This window comes from Paenibacillus sp. BJ-4, assembly GCF_020404765.1.
Lineage (GTDB): Bacteria > Bacillota > Bacilli > Paenibacillales > Paenibacillaceae > Paenibacillus.
The window spans coordinates 61,630-78,857 of the sequence record NZ_JAIVEM010000071.1 but is presented as its reverse complement, the minus strand read 5'-3'; the positions used below and the strand labels follow the sequence as shown (position 1 = coordinate 78,857).

At 42.9% G+C, this 17,228-nt stretch carries 16 protein-coding genes and 1 pseudogene; 11 read left to right on the top strand and 6 right to left on the bottom strand.

What is annotated here, in order from left to right; translation table 11 throughout:
• Positions 1–18 precede the first annotated feature (18 nt).
• The 3 genes from LCF57_RS11575 (at position 19) to LCF57_RS11565 (ending at position 4,248) form a co-directional block, all read left to right on the top strand.
• Entirely contained in the window at positions 19–1,308 is a 1,290-nt protein-coding gene (locus LCF57_RS11575; RefSeq protein ID WP_413232194.1) for an ABC transporter substrate-binding protein, read from the top strand.
• A gap of 258 nt (positions 1,309–1,566) precedes the next feature.
• Positions 1,567–2,667, top strand: a complete 1,101-nt coding sequence (locus LCF57_RS11570; RefSeq protein WP_226000818.1) for a glycoside hydrolase family 105 protein — start codon at positions 1,567–1,569, stop codon at positions 2,665–2,667.
• A 39-nt stretch (positions 2,668–2,706) separates the two neighbouring features.
• Positions 2,707–4,248, top strand: coding sequence for an MFS transporter (locus tag LCF57_RS11565; RefSeq protein WP_226000817.1), 1,542 nt, complete (start codon positions 2,707–2,709; stop codon positions 4,246–4,248).
• Positions 4,249–4,434: 186 nt separating this feature from the next.
• Here the strand turns inward: LCF57_RS11565 and LCF57_RS11560 are convergent, their stop codons facing one another.
• From LCF57_RS11560 to LCF57_RS11550, 3 genes are read right to left on the bottom strand one after another with little or no spacing between them, the layout of a single operon-like run.
• Positions 4,435–5,439 carry an alpha/beta hydrolase family protein gene (locus LCF57_RS11560; RefSeq protein ID WP_226000816.1) on the bottom strand — a complete coding sequence of 335 codons (1,005 nt, stop codon included), beginning with the start codon at positions 5,437–5,439 and terminating at the stop codon, positions 4,435–4,437.
• A complete protein-coding gene (locus LCF57_RS11555) occupies positions 5,436–6,020 on the bottom strand; it encodes a GNAT family N-acetyltransferase (protein ID WP_226000815.1) in 585 nt (194 codons plus the stop codon). Before LCF57_RS11555 ends, LCF57_RS11560 begins: the two co-directional genes overlap by 4 nt.
• Before the next feature lie 49 nt (positions 6,021–6,069).
• Positions 6,070–6,807, bottom strand: a complete 738-nt coding sequence (locus LCF57_RS11550) for a MerR family transcriptional regulator (protein ID WP_226000814.1) — start codon at positions 6,805–6,807, stop codon at positions 6,070–6,072.
• 198 nt (positions 6,808–7,005) lie between these two features.
• Between LCF57_RS11550 and LCF57_RS11545 the strand changes: the two genes are divergently transcribed.
• The gene (locus tag LCF57_RS11545) at positions 7,006–7,884 is read left to right on the top strand and encodes a radical SAM/SPASM domain-containing protein (RefSeq protein ID WP_226000813.1); all 879 of its coding nucleotides are present in this window, start codon (positions 7,006–7,008) and stop codon (positions 7,882–7,884) included.
• A 53-nt stretch (positions 7,885–7,937) separates the two neighbouring features.
• Here LCF57_RS11545 and LCF57_RS11540 read toward each other — a convergent pair whose 3' ends face one another.
• Both LCF57_RS11540 and LCF57_RS11535 read right to left on the bottom strand, forming a co-directional pair.
• On the bottom strand, positions 7,938–8,252 hold the full coding sequence (locus LCF57_RS11540) for a hypothetical protein (protein WP_226000812.1): 315 nt from the start codon (positions 8,250–8,252) through the stop codon (positions 7,938–7,940).
• Positions 8,253–8,472: 220 nt separating this feature from the next.
• Complete coding sequence (locus LCF57_RS11535; RefSeq protein ID WP_226000811.1) at positions 8,473–9,381, bottom strand: LysR family transcriptional regulator; 909 nt, start codon at positions 9,379–9,381, stop codon at positions 8,473–8,475.
• 125 nt (positions 9,382–9,506) lie between these two features.
• On the opposite strand from LCF57_RS11535, the pseudogene LCF57_RS11530 reads away from it, so the two are divergent.
• The 4 genes and pseudogenes from LCF57_RS11530 to LCF57_RS11515 all read left to right on the top strand — a co-directional run bounded on the left by LCF57_RS11530 (position 9,507) and on the right by LCF57_RS11515 (position 14,201).
• Positions 9,507–10,178, top strand: a pseudogene (locus tag LCF57_RS11530) (O-methyltransferase).
• Between the two features lie 366 nt (positions 10,179–10,544).
• Complete coding sequence (locus LCF57_RS11525) at positions 10,545–11,291, top strand: DeoR/GlpR family DNA-binding transcription regulator (RefSeq protein ID WP_226000810.1); 747 nt, start codon at positions 10,545–10,547, stop codon at positions 11,289–11,291.
• A gap of 2 nt (positions 11,292–11,293) precedes the next feature.
• Positions 11,294–12,205, top strand: a complete 912-nt coding sequence (pfkB, locus tag LCF57_RS11520) for a 1-phosphofructokinase (RefSeq protein ID WP_226000809.1) — start codon at positions 11,294–11,296, stop codon at positions 12,203–12,205.
• Between the two features lie 67 nt (positions 12,206–12,272).
• On the top strand, positions 12,273–14,201 hold the full coding sequence (locus LCF57_RS11515) for a fructose-specific PTS transporter subunit EIIC (protein ID WP_226000808.1): 1,929 nt from the start codon (positions 12,273–12,275) through the stop codon (positions 14,199–14,201).
• A gap of 127 nt (positions 14,202–14,328) precedes the next feature.
• On the opposite strand, the gene LCF57_RS11510 is transcribed toward LCF57_RS11515, so the two are convergent.
• On the bottom strand, positions 14,329–15,222 hold the full coding sequence (locus LCF57_RS11510) for a LysR family transcriptional regulator (protein WP_226000807.1): 894 nt from the start codon (positions 15,220–15,222) through the stop codon (positions 14,329–14,331).
• A 111-nt stretch (positions 15,223–15,333) separates the two neighbouring features.
• On the opposite strand from LCF57_RS11510, the gene LCF57_RS11505 reads away from it, so the two are divergent.
• The 3 genes from LCF57_RS11505 to LCF57_RS11495 all read left to right on the top strand — a co-directional run bounded on the left by LCF57_RS11505 (position 15,334) and on the right by LCF57_RS11495 (position 17,169).
• On the top strand, positions 15,334–15,720 hold the full coding sequence (locus LCF57_RS11505) for a tautomerase family protein (RefSeq protein WP_226000806.1): 387 nt from the start codon (positions 15,334–15,336) through the stop codon (positions 15,718–15,720).
• Between the two features lie 49 nt (positions 15,721–15,769).
• On the top strand, positions 15,770–16,111 hold the full coding sequence (locus tag LCF57_RS11500; protein WP_226000805.1) for a carboxymuconolactone decarboxylase family protein: 342 nt from the start codon (positions 15,770–15,772) through the stop codon (positions 16,109–16,111).
• Between the two features lie 155 nt (positions 16,112–16,266).
• The gene (locus LCF57_RS11495; RefSeq protein WP_226000804.1) at positions 16,267–17,169 is read left to right on the top strand and encodes a LysR family transcriptional regulator; all 903 of its coding nucleotides are present in this window, start codon (positions 16,267–16,269) and stop codon (positions 17,167–17,169) included.
• Positions 17,170–17,228: the final 59 nt, after the last annotated feature.

The following is a 17,228-nucleotide window of genomic DNA, read 5'->3' as shown; positions in this document are numbered from 1 at the left end:
CAAAAGGGAGGTTAAAGCTTGAAAAAGTTTGGCTTGGCATTATTAGCTTTTATAATGCTCCTTTCAGTCGCTGCTTGCGATTTAAACAATAAAGGAAATCATGAAGAAGAAAGTGAAAAAGTGACCCTGCGTGTGGCCTGGTGGGGTGACCAATCCAGACATGATTATACCTTGAAAGTTATTCAAATGTATGAGAAAGAAAATCCAAATGTAAAAATTGTAGAGGAATATGCCAACTGGGATGATTATTGGAAGAGGCTTGCTCCAATGGCTGCCGCCAGCCAATTGCCAGATGTGATACAAATGGATAGAGCCTACCTGTTTCAATATGGAGAAAAAGGTAGGCTGGATGATTTAACTCCGTATATAAAAAATGGGACGATTGATACTCGCTCTATTGATGAAAACGCCATTTCCGGTGGGAGAATTGCAGGTAAATTATATGGCTTCACACTTGGATCAAACGTTCTTTCTGTGATTACAAATGATAATCTGTTAAAAGAAGCCGGTATTAAAATTGAAGATGAAAGCTGGACTTGGAATGACTTCGAAAAAGTAGCAATCGAGGTCAAAAATGCTACAGGCGTGTATGGTACAAATGGAATGTACCCTGCCGATGTATTTTTCCCTTACTATTTAAGAACACAAGGCTCGCGTCTTTATAATGAAAACGGTACAGGCCTTGGCTATACAGATGATCAATTATTTGTTGATTACTTTAAAAGGCAGCTTAGGTTAGTTGATGCAAAGGCATTCCCGACTCCAGACGTTCAAGTACATGTAGCAGGAACGAATGATGAATTTATCGTAACAGGAAAGGCAGCAATGAGTTGGAACTGGTCCAATCAATATTCAGGATTTGCCGAATCGGCTAAAGCACCCTTATCCATTAAACTTCCTCCTGAGTACGCGAACGAAACTGCTTTATTTTTAAGACCGAGTATGTTCTTTTCAATCCCTAAGAGTTCAAAACAAAAAGAACAAGCGGCCAAGTTCATTAATTTCTTTGTAAATAATATGGAAGCAAATAAGTTGATCAAAGGTGATCGAGGTGTCCCGGTATCTTCAAAGGTGATCAAAGAAATCAAGCCAGAATTATCCGAAGTTGAAACCAAAATCTTTGATTATGTTGAAAAAGCGTCTCAAAATGTACGCACTATGGATCTGATTGATCCACTGGGTAATGCGGAAATAATGAAAGCGCTTGATTATATATCCGAACAGATTTTATTTAAGAAAATCACTCCGGAAGATGGAGCGAAATCCTTTAGAAAACAAGCTGAAAGGATTTTAGGCAAAAATAAGTAATCAAAACACCTTCAAGAGAATTCATCCGTATCGTCAGATATGGAGATCACCTTGGAGGTGTTTTTGCGTTGGCAACCAGCGTGAGTTGTGCCGTGGATATAATCAATGAAATAAACCAGTCTATTGAAACAAGTATGTTTTTTAAACGTAATCCACTGTTTTTTTTATGGTTTCAAGAAAGCACTTTCAATACAATAACAGTATAAGTGTAAGCGGTGACAAATCAAGAGAAAGAGATCATTATTTGGAGGGATTGCTGTGTTGCAGGTAAAAGCTTTCGAAAAGAAAGAGGTCATTGATCGTATTCATTTATTAATGAATAATCTCACAGAAATCAAAGACCAAAGCGGTGAATTTTTACTCCATTTTGACGGGTTAATTGTGGATGATAAAAGCTGGAATGTTTGGAACTGGCCTCAGGGTGTAGGGTTATATGGAATATACAAATATTGGAAATTGACTAATGACCAAAAAGCTTTGGCAATTATCAATGAATGGTTCAATGCAAGAATCCAAGAAGGTGCACCGCCGAAAAACGTCAATACGATGGCGCCGCTATTAACATTGGCATTTTTATATGAGGATACCGGAAACCAGACATACCTGCCCTATTTGGAGGATTGGGCTGAATGGGTAATGCATGATATGCCTCGTACCAAAGAAGACGGGTTACAGCATATGACCTATGGACCTGAGAATAAAAATCAGCTTTGGGACGATACCTTGATGATGACCGTGCTGCCTTTGGCGAAAATCGGTAAGCTGCTCAACAAACCTGAATACTTGGAAGAAGCCAAAAAGCAGTTTCTAATCCATATCAAATATTTAACGGACAAAAAGACAGGCTTATGGTTCCACGGCTGGACATTCGAAGAAAACCATAATTATGCCGAAGCGCTTTGGGCAAGAGGAAATTGCTGGATTACCATTGCGATTCCCGAGATTATTGAAATATTGGAATTGGAAAAAGGGGATTTTCTCCGTGAATTCCTAATTGATACATTAAACAGGCAAATTGAAGCTCTTGCCAACGATCAGGATGTAAGCGGATTATGGCATACACTAATTAATGACCAGACCTCTTATTTGGAAGCCTCAGCTTCAGCTGGATTTGCATATGGAATTCTAAAATCCGTTCATAAGCGGTATATCAGCCAGGACTATAAAGAAGTCGCTCACAAGGCTATTTGCGGAATTATCAATGAAATTAATAAAGAAGGAGCATTGCAAAGGGTATCCGTAGGAACAGGTATGGGAGATACTTTGGAATTTTACAAGGAAATCAGAAAGACTACCATGCCTTATGGACAATCGCTTGCTGTGCTTTGCCTATCCGAATATCTTCATACTTATATCTAAATCTCCAGCTGTTCATTTCCCAAAATGGAGGAAAATAAAATGGTTAAACAACCCAAATTTATAAATTATTTGTCCTATGGGTTAGGTGATTTCTTAGGGGCAGGCGCGTTTGCATTGACAGCAGCATGGTTGCTTTTCTTCTTAACCACTTTTTGTGGCCTAACTGCCGTTCAAGCAGGTTCTATTTTCGCTATTGCTCGGATTGTTGATGCGATTGCAGCGCCAACGATGGGATATATTACAGATAATTTCCATAAAACAAAACTTGGCCGACGCTTTGGAAGACGAAAATTCTTTATATTAGCCGCCATTCCACTTGTACTTGTCTATACAGCAATTTGGGTTTCCGGTTTTTCTTACTGGTATTACTTATTAACCTATATCTTGTTTGAAATTGTGTACTCCATGATATTAATTCCTTATGATACACTTGCCGCTGAAATGAGTAACGATTATAAAGTACGTTCGAAGTTTACAGGTGCAAGAATGTTTGTTGCTCAGGCTTCAGCTGTATTCGCTGCATTTATTCCTGGCCGTCTTGTGGAAGCATTAGGTAAGGATGACCCTCTTACATTCCTGTACTCAGGTATTATTTTCACTGTCATATTTATAGTGGTATTGTCACTGCTTTATAGATACACATGGGAACGTCCTTTCGAAGAAATACCTGAAGAGAAAGTGATCGATAATAGAACTTTTTTACAAAATGTTCATAAGATCTATGCGGATTTATTCTCAACTTTACGAGTAAAAACATTCCGCCACCATCTGGGTATGTATTTGGGTGGATATTTAAGTCAGGATGTTTTCAACGCCGTATTTACTTATTTTGTTGTTTTTGCTCTCATGCAAAATGCCGTTGCCGCATCCAACCTATTAACCTTTATGTATGTCATGCAGCTTTTTGGCGTATGGATTGCTCTTACCTTAACGATTAAATTAAATCCTGCCCCGGCGTATAGAGCTGCAATTTCTCTCTTTATCGCAGGAGTTGTTGGATTTATCATATTAAAGATCACTGGAACGCTAAATAGCACCGTTTTATTGTTTATTATGATTGGAATTTGCGGGTTGGGACGCGGTGGCTTGAACTATATCCCCTGGAACAATTACGCATTTATTCCAGACGTAGATGAAGCTTTAACGGGTCAAAGACGTGAAGGTGTGTTCGCCGGTGTAATGAGTTTGATCAGAAAAGGGACACAGGCGTTAGCAGTCTTTTTAGTAGGTGTTGCATTGCAAGAAGCAGGCTTTGTATCCGGGCAATCATCACAACCGGCTTCAGCTGTAACAACTATTATTTCGATCTTGCTGTTTGGTACACTCTTCTTTTTGGTGGGAGGTTTGATTATCTCCTATCGTTACAAATTAACTAAAGAGAATCATGTCGTTTTGATGGATGAAATTAAACGCTTGAAAAATGGCGGCTCTAAAAAAGAGGTTACACCGGAAGCCCGACAAGTTTTTGAACAATTAACAGGTTGGGAATATGAAAAAACATGGGGAAATAACACTGTGGGGTATGAAAATCTTATAAAATATAAAGATAATCATGAAACCAAACATGAAGCAATCGTATAAGTGTGAATATGGGTGAATTGAAATGATCAAGTCAACAAAGCCGTATCGCATGGATTTCATGTGATGCGGCTTTATATAAAATGGAGGACGGGTATGAATGCAAATTTAGGAATTCGGGTACATGATATTGAAAACGTTCCTTTACAAGAAGCAGTGAATATCATATCAAGTAAAGGACTTACACCTTTAACGCTGGCTGACATAATCGGCGAGGATTTTTAGATACTCTTCATTCACCAATTTTCTGGGGGCAAATACGGCTGTTAAAAAGGTTAGAGATTTGGAATGCGCGATCTGTTCATTCATCATGGAATGATCGGCTTCAGGCAAATGGATGACAGACAGCAGCTGTGAAGGCACCTTCTGTCGGTATACACGCTCGGTATCTTTTACATCAACATTAATATCCTTTCCAGCCAGAACCAAGAGTACTGGAGAATGGAAGTAGCCTAATTCTTCGGTAGAATCCGACCGAAAATTTTTGCCTATAAAGCTCCATCTTTCTTTGGAAATCACATTGTTGGGGCTGGCTATTTTCAGGTATTCCTCGTAAGAAGCCTGTTTTTTCAGTAATTGCAAAACCTGTTGATTGTAGTTCAATTTCTTTGTAATTTCCTGTGGACTAGCCCCTTCTTGCTCCATCTCTTTTCTGGTGTTAAATTGCCCTTGTGTAATCCAGTTCACGGCGGGTGATACAAGGATGCTAAAAGCAATATTGTGCTCCTCTTTAACGATCTTCGGAATGACCCATCCTGCTTGGCTGGCTCCCCATAGGCCGATTTTTTGCTTATCGATCATCGGTAAGGTCCTCGCCCAGTCTATTGCATATCTGATCTCCTGTGCGCGATCCTCCATGCTTTGATCCAGCCAATTGCCAGGAGCGCCGTTAATGCCGGGCTTATTTAGGGACAAGGAGGCATACCCTTTGGAAGCGAACCTTTCCCACAGTGGTTTGTAGCCATCATCATAGGTGTCATTGATGGGACCATCCCCATGGACAAAAACAACCAATCCAACCTTTCCCGAGTAGTCCTTAGGCAAAGCTAATATACCCGTTAAAACCCCTTTAGGAGTCGCAATTTGTATTTTTTCTTCCGTCATCTTGTAGGAATTTTGATATAGAACAATCAATATCAAGGCAACAGCCAGACCTGCGGCAATACCAAGGGTAAGCTTAAATGTCTTTTTCAATGATGCTCTCTCCTCGAAGGCAGTTTTGTTCCTTTCCAGCTCATCAGGTGCCATACAGGCTCCTTAAACCAAAAATGGCGCAAATAATTGTATTTGGATTGTTCTATTTCAAACGCCAGTTTGTGATACAAATGGATCGCCCCCTGGTTCTTGTTCGCTACATGAAGCGTCAACACATGGAAGCCGGAATCAATCGTAAATTGCTGTGCAAAAGCTAGAAAACGTCGTCCTATCCCCTGATTGCGATGGCTTGAGCGAATTGCCAAATGATCAATGTAACACTCATCTGCGGCAGGCTTATAATCCAGCGCATGCATACCTGTCAAAAATTTAAATACATTGAAGCAGCCAAACTGTTTTATGAGCGGAGTCCAAGAAATAGGTTTTGTTTTAGGGAGCAAGGAGGAGGTTGCTTTCCATTTGAGGGAGAGGACACCGACCACTTCCTGATTCTCTTTAACTACAAATTGCTTCATCGTTGAAGGATTAGGGTCTTGAACCCAAACCTTCATGAGTAACTGCTGTATATCCTGATCCTCCAATACAACAAGGGCTTGAAATTTCGCTTTGAAGGATTCCACTAAGAGCTTACATACAGCTTCATGGTCTTGCTCTTGATAAGCAACAATGTCAAAGGATGTTGTTGTTGAACATGGAAAGATAGGATTTTTCTACTAAAATGATTTTGCTTAGGTATTCATATTGGTGCTGGGCCACGTAATGCTCCAGTTGTTGAATTTCATGTTCGATCTCAGCGTCTTCAGTGACGGAAAAATGCTTGCAAAGATAGCTGCCTTCTTCCAGGATACAGTCAGCCGTCTCTGTCATTTCTGTCGTTTCATAGCATAGCTTCACCTGTCCAGAATCCAATAGATAATGCAGGTCATTTTCAAATAATTGAGGTGGAGTGGGCTGCTGTTCGAATAGATCCCTGGCAGACAGCTCATGATCACTCTCAAATGCAAACCATAGCTTTAAATGTCGGGGGCCTAACAACTTGAGTTGATACTCATTATTCTGCTGGGTGGAGTTATGATGTTCTTTTAGCACCTTGTGAATAAACTGTTCGAGCAGCTTCAAGCTAGCGATTTCATCCTGTACCTTGTGCAGCGAATTCTCTAAAAGCTGGTTGTAATCATCGGCCGTGTAGGAAGTCAGGCATTCTTCAATCTGAGCGACTGAGACATTTAATTTACGCAGCATTAAAATATGGGAAAGCTGATAGATTTCATGCAGCCCGTACATTCGATATTGATTTTTTTCTGTGTAAGACGGATACAGTACCCCTTTTTCTTCAAAATATCGAAGCTGATGCACAGATACATTCATAAGCTGTGAAAGCTGGCTGATTGTAATATGTTCTTTCAATGACAGGACTCCTTACTGGATAGTTGAATAACTTCACTATAAACCTTAGGTCAGACCTAAGGTCAATAGCAAATTGAGGACAGTAATAGCGCAAGTGAACGAACAGAAATGATTTACCTACTCGTGATAACCCGTTATAATCATAAGATTAGTGAGCATAAACAAGATGTTCAGGATGAAGGTTAGAATGGGGAAATTATGTTGAAAACTTTTAAAAAGGTATACATTGAGATCACAAGCATCTGCAATCTCGCATGCAGTTTCTGCCCTCAGACACAGCGTGTCAAAAAATTTATCGATCCGGAAGTCTTTCGGAATGTGCTTGATCAGGTCAAGCCGCATACAGATTACATTTATTTGCACGTAAAAGGAGAGCCGCTGCTCCATCCGAAAATTGATCTTTTGCTGGAGAGTGCTCATGAGAAGGGCCTAAAGGTCAATATTACTACCAATGGTACTTTGCTGCCCAAGACCGGTCATAAGCTGCTAGGGCAACCGGCGCTACGTCAGATGAACTTTTCTCTTCATAGTTTTGACGGACATGAAGGCTCCGTGGACCGAGAAGGATATTTGGGAAATATTTTCACGTTTGTCAGAGAAGCTGTGAAGCATAATGTCATTATTTCGTTCCGTCTCTGGAACCTGACGCCGGATAATTTGACCAATGCGGAGCGCCAGCGCAACCGGGTGACTCTTGAGCAGCTGGAGCGAGAGTTTGGGCTGGATTACCGGATTGAGGAAAAGGTTGTACCTGGGAGTGGGATTAAGATTGCCCCCAATATTTATTTGAATCAGGATCACGAATTTGAATGGCCAAGCCTAAGTGCCCCGGAAGATGATGGTAAAGGCTTTTGCCATGCGCTTCGCAGCCAAGCGGCGGTATTAGTAGATGGAACGGTTGTTCCTTGCTGTCTTGATGGTGAAGGCGTAATTAATTTAGGTAACGTGCATGAGCAATCTTTTAGCGACATTGTTGAAGGGGAGCGTGCAAATCGTTTGTACTTCGGGTTCTCCAAGAGAGAAGCGGTGGAAGAGCTGTGTCGCAAATGCGGGTACCGTAAACGATTTGGAACATAACAGTATGGTAGAACTCAGTCGACAGTGCAAGCAAATGGAAGGTCATACGAAAGTCATATAGAAAAGAACTGCTTTACACAAAGATTTCTAAGTGTTTGGCGGTTTTTTTCATATCTACAATTATTATTCCCTGTATTGGTATATATTTGAATTAGATATACAATTTTTACTTTATCACTCTCTACCCATACTTCGTATTGCAAGCCTTGATTTCCGTTAATATTGACATTTTCTGGCCCCGTCAAAATAAGTCCTTTTCCAGACCTCTTAAGTACTAATTGAGCTAAAAACTCAGCGTATTCTTTCAATGTGGCCTTTGAGAAATTCTCAGAAGGCAGTTCGGATTTCCAATCCTTGATGATCGCCATGTATGCATCGTTTTTTTCATACCAGGCTTGAATTAACGCATCTGGATATGGATTGGATGGGGGAGAGTCTTCGATTACTACTTTTTGGTGATCCCGAAACTACGAAACTGCTTCCCGTCCGCATTCAGCCTGTAACAACTATTCGGATATCTTGTTGGTGTGGAATCCGAAGTAAACCAACAATTTTAAATTTAAAGCAACGCAAAAGGTATCCGGCTACCTAATGCTCATCCGGAATTATTTTGGAATTATTACGAATGAGCTGAATGAGGTTTCGGGCAGCGGCAGATAGTGGCTCATTTTTGCGGGTACAGATGGCGATTGAATTGAGAAGCTCAATGTCCTCTACATAGACTCGGCACAGTTCACCGCGCTCTACATACTCGCGCACGACCAATGAGGACACAAAGTTCGCACCATATCCGGCAAGAACTGCGGTAATGGCCTCATGCAGCCCCGTAAAGTTTAGCGTGATTTTGGGGTCAGGAACATTGTAGGTTCGACATAAGGACAATAATCTTTCCCGTGTCGAGCTTCCTTTCTCACGCATAACAAAGGGCTCATGCATCATTTCCAGTAAAGAAACCTGCTGATTGGCATACCGGTGATTCGGTGCTACTACAAACCATAGCTCGTCACGAAATAGCTCTTCGGTCTGTATCGTATCGGGATATTGTTCCGGTAGTCCCCCGTAAACGGCCAAATCCACTTCAATATTTAATAGCTGCTGTAAAGCGCCACTGGAATTCGTGGTGTTAATCGTCATTTCAACGTGCTCATATTGCTGCTTGAACTTTGCGATCCAGGTTGGAATAAGAAAATGCGCCGGTAAATAAGTAGCCGCGAGCCGAATATGCCCATGAGTACCATCAAGATAGTCCTGTGAAAATTGCTCGATTTGCTGTTCGACGGCAAAAAGTCGTTTGGCGAGCATCGCAAGCTTTTTACCGGCATCGGTTAAGGTAATTCCTCTTCCTTGCGGCATGAGCAGTGTGAGGGATATTTCTTTTTCGAATTTTTTTATTTGAGCTGTAATAGCGGGCTGGCTAATATTTAGCAGTTCAGAGGCTCGGGTTACACTCCCGGTGGATGCGACCACATGAAATAAACGTAACGCATGCAGATTCATGATCAAACTCCTCTTCGTATGTACTCATATATTTAATTTATGAATAAATCAAAAACATATATTATTTTTATAATAATAAATCAATTACAATCAAAATGTAAATAATCCTAAGGAGAGTGAAGAGAATGAATCCATCTAACACGTGGGATCAAGTAGACCAGTACATCACGGAGCGTCTCATTCCGTATGATGCTGTCTTGGATGAGGTATTGGCTGCGAACCAAAAAGCGGGATTGCCTCCGCATGATGTGTCGCCCAATCAGGGAAAGCTATTGAATATTTTCGCTCAGATGCAAGGCGCTGGGCGTGTGCTGGAGATCGGTACATTAGGGGCCTACAGTACAATCTGGCTGGGAAGAGCGCTGCCGAAGAACGGAAAATTAGTTACACTGGAAGCTAATCCGACTCATGCTAAAATAGCCCGATCCAATATATCGTTGGCTCAGTTGGATGGAGTGGTAGAACTACGGGAGGGCGATGCATTGGAACAGTTAGCACAAATGAAGGAAGAACAGGTTGCTCCCTTTGATCTTATTTTTATCGATGCGGATAAACCCAATAATCCATATTATTTGACTTGGGCACTTCGCTTTTCGCATCCAGGTACTGTAATTATCGGCGATAATGTAATCCGTGAAGGATAAATTATTCAAGCTTACAGCACGGACCCTCGTGTGCAAGGGGTAAGAAAGTTTTACGATTTGCTGGCTGAAGAATCGAGAATTACAGCAACAGCCATTCAAACCGTAGGGAGCAAGGGACATGATGGGTTTGTTATTGGGATCGTCAAGGACTGAGGGGAAACGGTCATAATGAGCTAAACATGGAGGGGATCAAAATCCCGGTGTTTAGCTTTTTTGCTATGTGCAGTAGCCGTTTATGAATTGTACGTAATATATTTTCAATAATGGTAAAATGGTGCTGCTGGTAAACGTCAGAATGTTTATGAACGTTTATTGCTGAATTCCTATGTAAGAAGAATGAATTTACATAAAAATGGATGAGCCTTCCTAACAATGTAAACGCAACCATCATGATTGGGGCAGGAATTCACCATTTTGTAAAAAAATGAACTTGAGATGAAGTTTTTTGAAGTTTTTTGAATAAAAATGATTGTTTTTTATGAAGTTTGTGGTACGATATGAACAGTTGGGGGAATGAAGATGCTGACGGAAGAAAGATACAATTTAATAATACAGCGCTTACAAGAACGTGGTGTTGTAAAATTGCAGGAATTAGCCGATCTGTTGGGGGCTTCTGAGTCAACGATTCGGCGTGATTTGATAGATCTTGAAGGCCGTCAGTTGCTAAAGCGGATTCATGGCGGGGCAACCTTGCTGAATCAAAAAAGTCAGGAACCTGGCATGGAAGAAAAAACATTCAAAAACGTTCAACAAAAAAATGTAGTCGCCCGTATAGCAGCCAAAGAAATTTTGGATGGCGAATGTATTTATCTGGATGCGGGAACAACAACGATGGCGATGATTCCTTACATTGAAGCTAAAGACGTGACGGTCGTGACCAATGGCCTATCCCACGTAGAAGCACTGGTAAGCAAGCGAATCAGAAGCTATCTACTGGGAGGGATGATGAAAATTCATACCAAAGCCGTAATCGGGAGTATTGCCCTGCAGAATTTGGACAATTTTCGATTCGACAAGTGCTTTCTGGGAACGAACGGGGTAGATGTGGAAATGGGGTATACCACTCCTGATCCTGAAGAGGCGCTGATTAAGCGGCGAGCCCATCAGCTGTCCGGCAAAACTTATGTGTTGGCGGATTCCAGTAAAATTGGAGAAGTTACCTTCGCCAAGCTGTTCGAACTCAAGGAAGCTATCCTTATTACCGAATCGGTGTCTGAACGCTCACGCCGATCCATTGCTCAGAAAACTAAGATAATCGAGGGATAACAATGATATATACAGTAACGCTGAACCCTTCTATTGATTACATCGTGGAAGTTGACGATTTAAAGCTTGGTGATTTGAACCGGATGAAAAGAGATTTGAAATTGCCGGGTGGTAAGGGCATTAATGTATCCCGGATACTGAACCAATTGGGAGCAGACAGCACGGCGATTGGCTTTCTCGGCGGATTCACAGGCAGGTTTATCAACGATACTTTGCGGGAAGAATCCATTAAAACTGATTTTGTAATTATCGAAGATGACACACGGATCAACATTAAGCTTAAGCATGGCGATGAGACGGAAATTAACGGCTTGGGACCTGCGATTCGTGAGCATGAGGCGGATGCGTTGGTGCAGAAGCTGTCGGGTCTTCAGAAAAATGACATTGTTGTCTTGTCGGGAAGTATCCCGCCGTCACTTGGAGGAGATTTCTATAATCGGCTGATTAGCGTATGCCAGCAAACCGGGGCTGAATTCGTCATCGACACCACAGGTGAGGCGCTGATGAAGGCACTGGTTCATAAGCCGCTGCTCGTCAAGCCGAATCATCATGAGCTGGCTGAGTTGTTTGGCGTAACTATTCATTCAAAGGAGGAGATCGTCACTTACGGCCGTAAGCTGCTGGAAGCAGGTGCAAAAAATGTACTGATTTCCATGGCTGGAGAAGGGGCATTGTTCATTACGGCAGATGAAGTGTATCACGCAAATGTACCAGCAGGAACGGTTAAAAATTCTGTAGGCGCAGGTGATTCAATGATTGCTGGATTCGTGGGTACGCTGGCTCTACTTGGCGATCCGATCGAAGCATTCCGTGCAGGAGTGGCATCCGGAAGCGCAACCGCGTTCTCCGATGATCTGGCTACTAGAGAGAAAATTGAACAATTACGGCCGCAAGTTACGATTTCAAATTGGTAATCCCGCTACACCATGAGCTTATTATGCGTGTGTCCACACGCTGACCGAACTTAGGAGAGTGTGAAAAATGAGAATAACAGACCTGATGATTAAAGAAACGATGATCATGGATTTGCAGGCAACGACAAAAGACGGGGCGATTGAGGAACTCATCACTAGTCTCGAAGCAAGTGGCCGCATTAATGACCGGGCATTGTTCAAAGAAATGATTTACAAACGCGAAGCAGAATCCAGCACAGGAATTGGTGGCGGCATTGCGATGCCGCATGCCAAGACCAAAGCTGTAAATGAAGCGACTGTAGTGTTCGCCAAGAGCAGCAAAGGCGTAGAATTTGAATCGCTGGATGGCGAGCCTGCGAAAATATTTTTCATGATTGCAGCTCCAGAGGGAGCAGCTAATACTCATCTTCGTACACTCGCGGCTCTTTCCCGGCTGCTAATTGATACCGATTTCATTGATAAGCTGATGAATACGCAAACACCGGACGAAGTGTCGGAGCTGTTTGATGCCAAGCAAGCGGAAGAAGAAGCGGCTAAAGAAGCAAAAGAGGCGAAGAAAGAGAATGCCAAAGCCCAGCAAAAACCGGACGTTATCGTTGGTAACCCGAATTCTGACGAGTTTGTGGTTGCGGTGACTGCTTGTCCTACAGGTATTGCGCACACGTTTATGGCTGAAGACGCTCTCATTAAGAAAGCGACAGAGATGGGCGTGAATATCCGAGTGGAAACGAATGGCTCGGAGGGTGCACAAAACGTACTGACAGCGGATGAAATCCGTCGTGCCAAAGGTGTAATCGTCGCGGCTGACAAAAAGGTTGAAATGGCCAGATTTGACGGTAAGCCTGTATTGCAAAGACCAGTAAGCGACGGTATTCGTAAACCTGAAGAACTGATCCGCAAAGCGCTGAACGGCGATGCTCCAATCTACCGCAGTGAAGGTAAGGGAAACGCGGAGGAAGCGACAACAGAAAAAACCAGCGTCGGCAGTAAAATTTACAAGGATCTAATGAACGGTATCTCCCATATGCTGCCGTTTGTTGTAGGCGGCGGGATTTTGCTGGCCATCTCCTTCCTGTTCGAACAGGTAGCAGGAGCAGAGAATCCGATCGTAAAGCTGTTGCAAACGATTGGTGGCGGAACAGGTGCGTTCCACTTCCTGATTCCAATATTGGCTGGATTTATCGCGATGAGCATTGGGGATCGTCCGGCATTGATGCCAGGTATGGTTGGGGGTCTGATGGCTGTAAACTCTAATGCAGGCTTCCTTGGCGGTCTGGCAGCAGGTTTCATGGCTGGTTATGTAGTTATCTTCCTGCGTAAAGCTTTAGCAGGTCTGCCGAAAGCACTGGATGGTCTAAAACCAATCCTGTTATACCCGGTATTTGGACTCCTAATTACAGGCGCGATTATGTTCTACCTGTTCGATCCGATTTTCGGTGGTATTAATACATGGCTTGTTAATGTTCTGAACAATTTGGGTACAGGTAATGCAGTGATTTTGGGTCTGATTCTGGGTGGAATGATGTCGATTGACATGGGTGGACCTTTCAACAAAGCGGCTTACGCATTTTCAATCGGTGTCTTTACTTCCAGTGGTAACACGAACGGGGCTATGATGGCTGCTGTTATGGCGGGCGGTATGGTACCTCCGCTGGCAATCGCATTGGCTTCGACGTTCTTCAAAAATAAATTTACGGAGCAAGAGCGCAAATCTGGTTTGACGAACTATGTACTCGGTTTGTCCTTTATTACAGAAGGAGCAATTCCATTCGCAGCTGCTGACCCTCTGCGTGTCTTAACCTCTTGTATTGTAGGTTCAGCGATTGCTGGTGGTCTGACGCAGTTTTGGCAAATCAATCTTCCAGCTCCACACGGCGGCATTTTTGTAGCAGCGCTTGCCAATCATGCTTTGCTGTTCTTGCTTGCAGTGGCGATTGGCTCTGTGATTTCCGCATTCATTCTGGGACTGTGGAAAAAACCGCTCGAAGCGAAATAACCGGTATCAACGCATACCCCTCTTCATAAACGTAAAACCGCTAAACACACGTAAACAATGTGTTTAGCGGTTTTTTTGATGTTGATGTGGGTTCGGGAGCTGACTTGTAGCCTCCCATAAACCCGGTTTAATTAGACCTGGGCAGTTGGACTGACCATTGCTCCTTAATCAGCTGCATAAACAGCTTTCGGGATGAAGACATATATTGCTGATCCTGGTTGTTCTGTAATATTCCAATGGGAATATTCGGGTCTTTTAGCTGGAGGGGGATGGTGACCAGTTCATTCGGCAAAGGTAGTGACGATAAAACCACTCCTACTGAAGAGATTGTTTTTACAAATGAGGGTATAGACGAAATTTGGCTGATAGTATACAAAAACGGCATCGACGGGAAGCGGGAAAATTCTTTTTCCAGCCGGATAGAGTACAGGCAGCTTCTACCTCCGGCTATAAGCGGGTATTCATACAGATACTCCAGATGAAGCTCACTTTTTGCTGCGAAGGGATGATTACGGGACACGATAAAAGCGATTTGTTCGTGATAAATGGGTTCAAAGTGTAAGGAGGGAATCGAGTGAGGTTCCCCGCAGATTGCAAAATCCAGCGTATGGTCCATCAGAGCGTTCGAGAGTGTATCCGTGTTTCCAACTGTAAAATGGCACGTAATATTCGGCTTATGCTCCCGAAACCGCTGCAGAACCAAGGGGAGTATGGTAGTCGCTACCGTTTCAATCACACCGATATGGAGCGTGCCGACTTCCTCCTTTTTCAGAGATTTGGCCTGGTCCAGCACAAAATTCCAATGCTGAATAAGCCCATCTACCTCTTCTGCATACACTTTGCCTGAGGCCGTTAATTCCGCATCCCAACCTCTTTTAAAAAGCTGAAATCCCAGCTCTTTCTCCAGCCTTTGGATTTGGTTTGTGACTGTAGACTGCGCGTAGTTTAATTTGGCAGCAGCTTTTGAGAAAGTCCCTTCTTCGATAATGGTACGAAATGTAGTTAGCTCTTTCAGATCCATGCACACTCATCTCCATCGGGAAAAATGAATTTAATTATGATTATTTTCAATTATACAGATGAAGATAGGTAGAGTACAATCATCTTATTCCAATGGACAGGAGAGATGAACATGCCATTTGTACGCGTAGGTTACATGGAGCAGCAATATACAGAGCAAGAGCTGCCCTGCATTAGCCGCTGTATTCTGAAGGCCCTAATTGAGCATTTTCAGGTACCGGAAAAGGATTACTTTCAGGTTTTTCATGCTCATAAGCAAAGCGAGTTTTATTATAGCCCGGATTATTTGAATGTACCCAGAACAGACAAGCTGTTGTATATCCAAATTACAATGGGATCGGGTAGAACTACGGAGCAAAAAAAGAGTTTTTACCACAGGCTAGCCGAGCTCCTATCTACTGAGTGTAAGATTAGATCGGATGATGTATTTGTAACGCTGGTGGAGACTGAATTTGAAAATTGGTCCTTTGGCAACGGACTTGCCCAGATGATTTTGTAGCTGGAAACTGCACACTGCACAATTAGGAAGGAAAGGAAGCGTTGAACAAATGAAGCACAAACTAATCACATCGAGCGCTCGGGAAACGCTAGGCGATTTTGCACCAGCTTTTGTGAGCTATACGGAGGGCGTTCTTTTTGGGGATGTTTGGAGGAGAGAGGCATTGTCTCTCAGAGAACGGAGTCTCATTACAGTTGCCGCTCTGGTAGCGGGTGAGCATGTGAATCAGCTTCCCTATCATCTGTTTCTAGCCAAGCAGAACGGTATTTCAGAGGAAGAACTGGTTGAGGTCATGACACAGCTTGCCTTTTATGTGGGATGGCCCCGGGCAGCTTCAGCTATTCAGGTTGCCAAAGACGTATTTTGCAAAGAAAAAGAGACTGACGCATAAGCCTAAAAAAATCTTTATTTAATCGGACACCGTCCAAGGGTGTATTCGATCAGAGCCTATAAAAAGCCACTTTTTCGAAAGTGGTTTCTTTTATTTTTTGACGTGTGCTCAAGTGTTATATAATAAAGAAAACAAAATCGAGAGGACATCAAGCATTGACCTTACAACAATTAAAATATGTCATCGAGGTTGCCAATCGTGGCTCCATGAATGAGGCAGCGAAGCGGTTGTTTATTTCCCAGCCCAGTCTGTCGAATGCGATTCGGGATCTGGAGGAAGAAATTCATATTACTATTTTTGAACGTACCAATAAGGGAATCTCTTTGTCCAAGGAAGGCGTAGAGTTTCTCGGTTATGCGCGTCAGGTTGTTGAACAGGCGGAGCTGCTGGAAAGTCGCTATCTGGATGCCAAGCCTTCACCACAGCATTTTGCCGTGTCCTCACAGCACTATGCTTTTGCCGTAAATGCATTCGTAAATCTGGTGAATCAATATGGACAGGATGAATATGAGCTGGCTTTGCGGGAGACGAAGACCCATGAAATCATACAGGATGTCAAAAGCTTGCGCAGTGAGATTGGAATCCTGTATCTGAACGAGTTTAACGCGAAGGTCATTAATAAGCTGCTAAAAGATGCGAACCTGCAATTTAACAGCCTGTTTACGGCGAAGCCGCACATTTTTATCAGCAGCAAAAACCCATTATCCCGCCAATCCATTGTAACGATTGACCAGCTTCACCCCTATCCGTATTTGTCCTTTGAGCAAGGGGAGTTTAATTCCTTTCACTTTTCTGAGGAGATTCTCAGCACGTTATCGCATTCCAAAAGCATCCGTGTCAATGACCGGGCGACCCTCTTTAACCTGCTGATTGGCTTGAACGGCTATACTATTTCGACCGGGGTCATCAGTGCGGATCTGAATGGTAACGAGATTATTTCCGTGCCTTTGGAATGCGATGAGTCTATTAATGTGGGATGGATTTGTCATAAAAACGTTGCGCTCTCCAAGCTGGCTACTGTTTATGTAGAAGCACTGCATGAGGCGATAGGGGAATAAAAGGCTGGATATAGCTTTAGGCTATAACTAGCTATAGTTTATTGGAGTTACCTTATAGC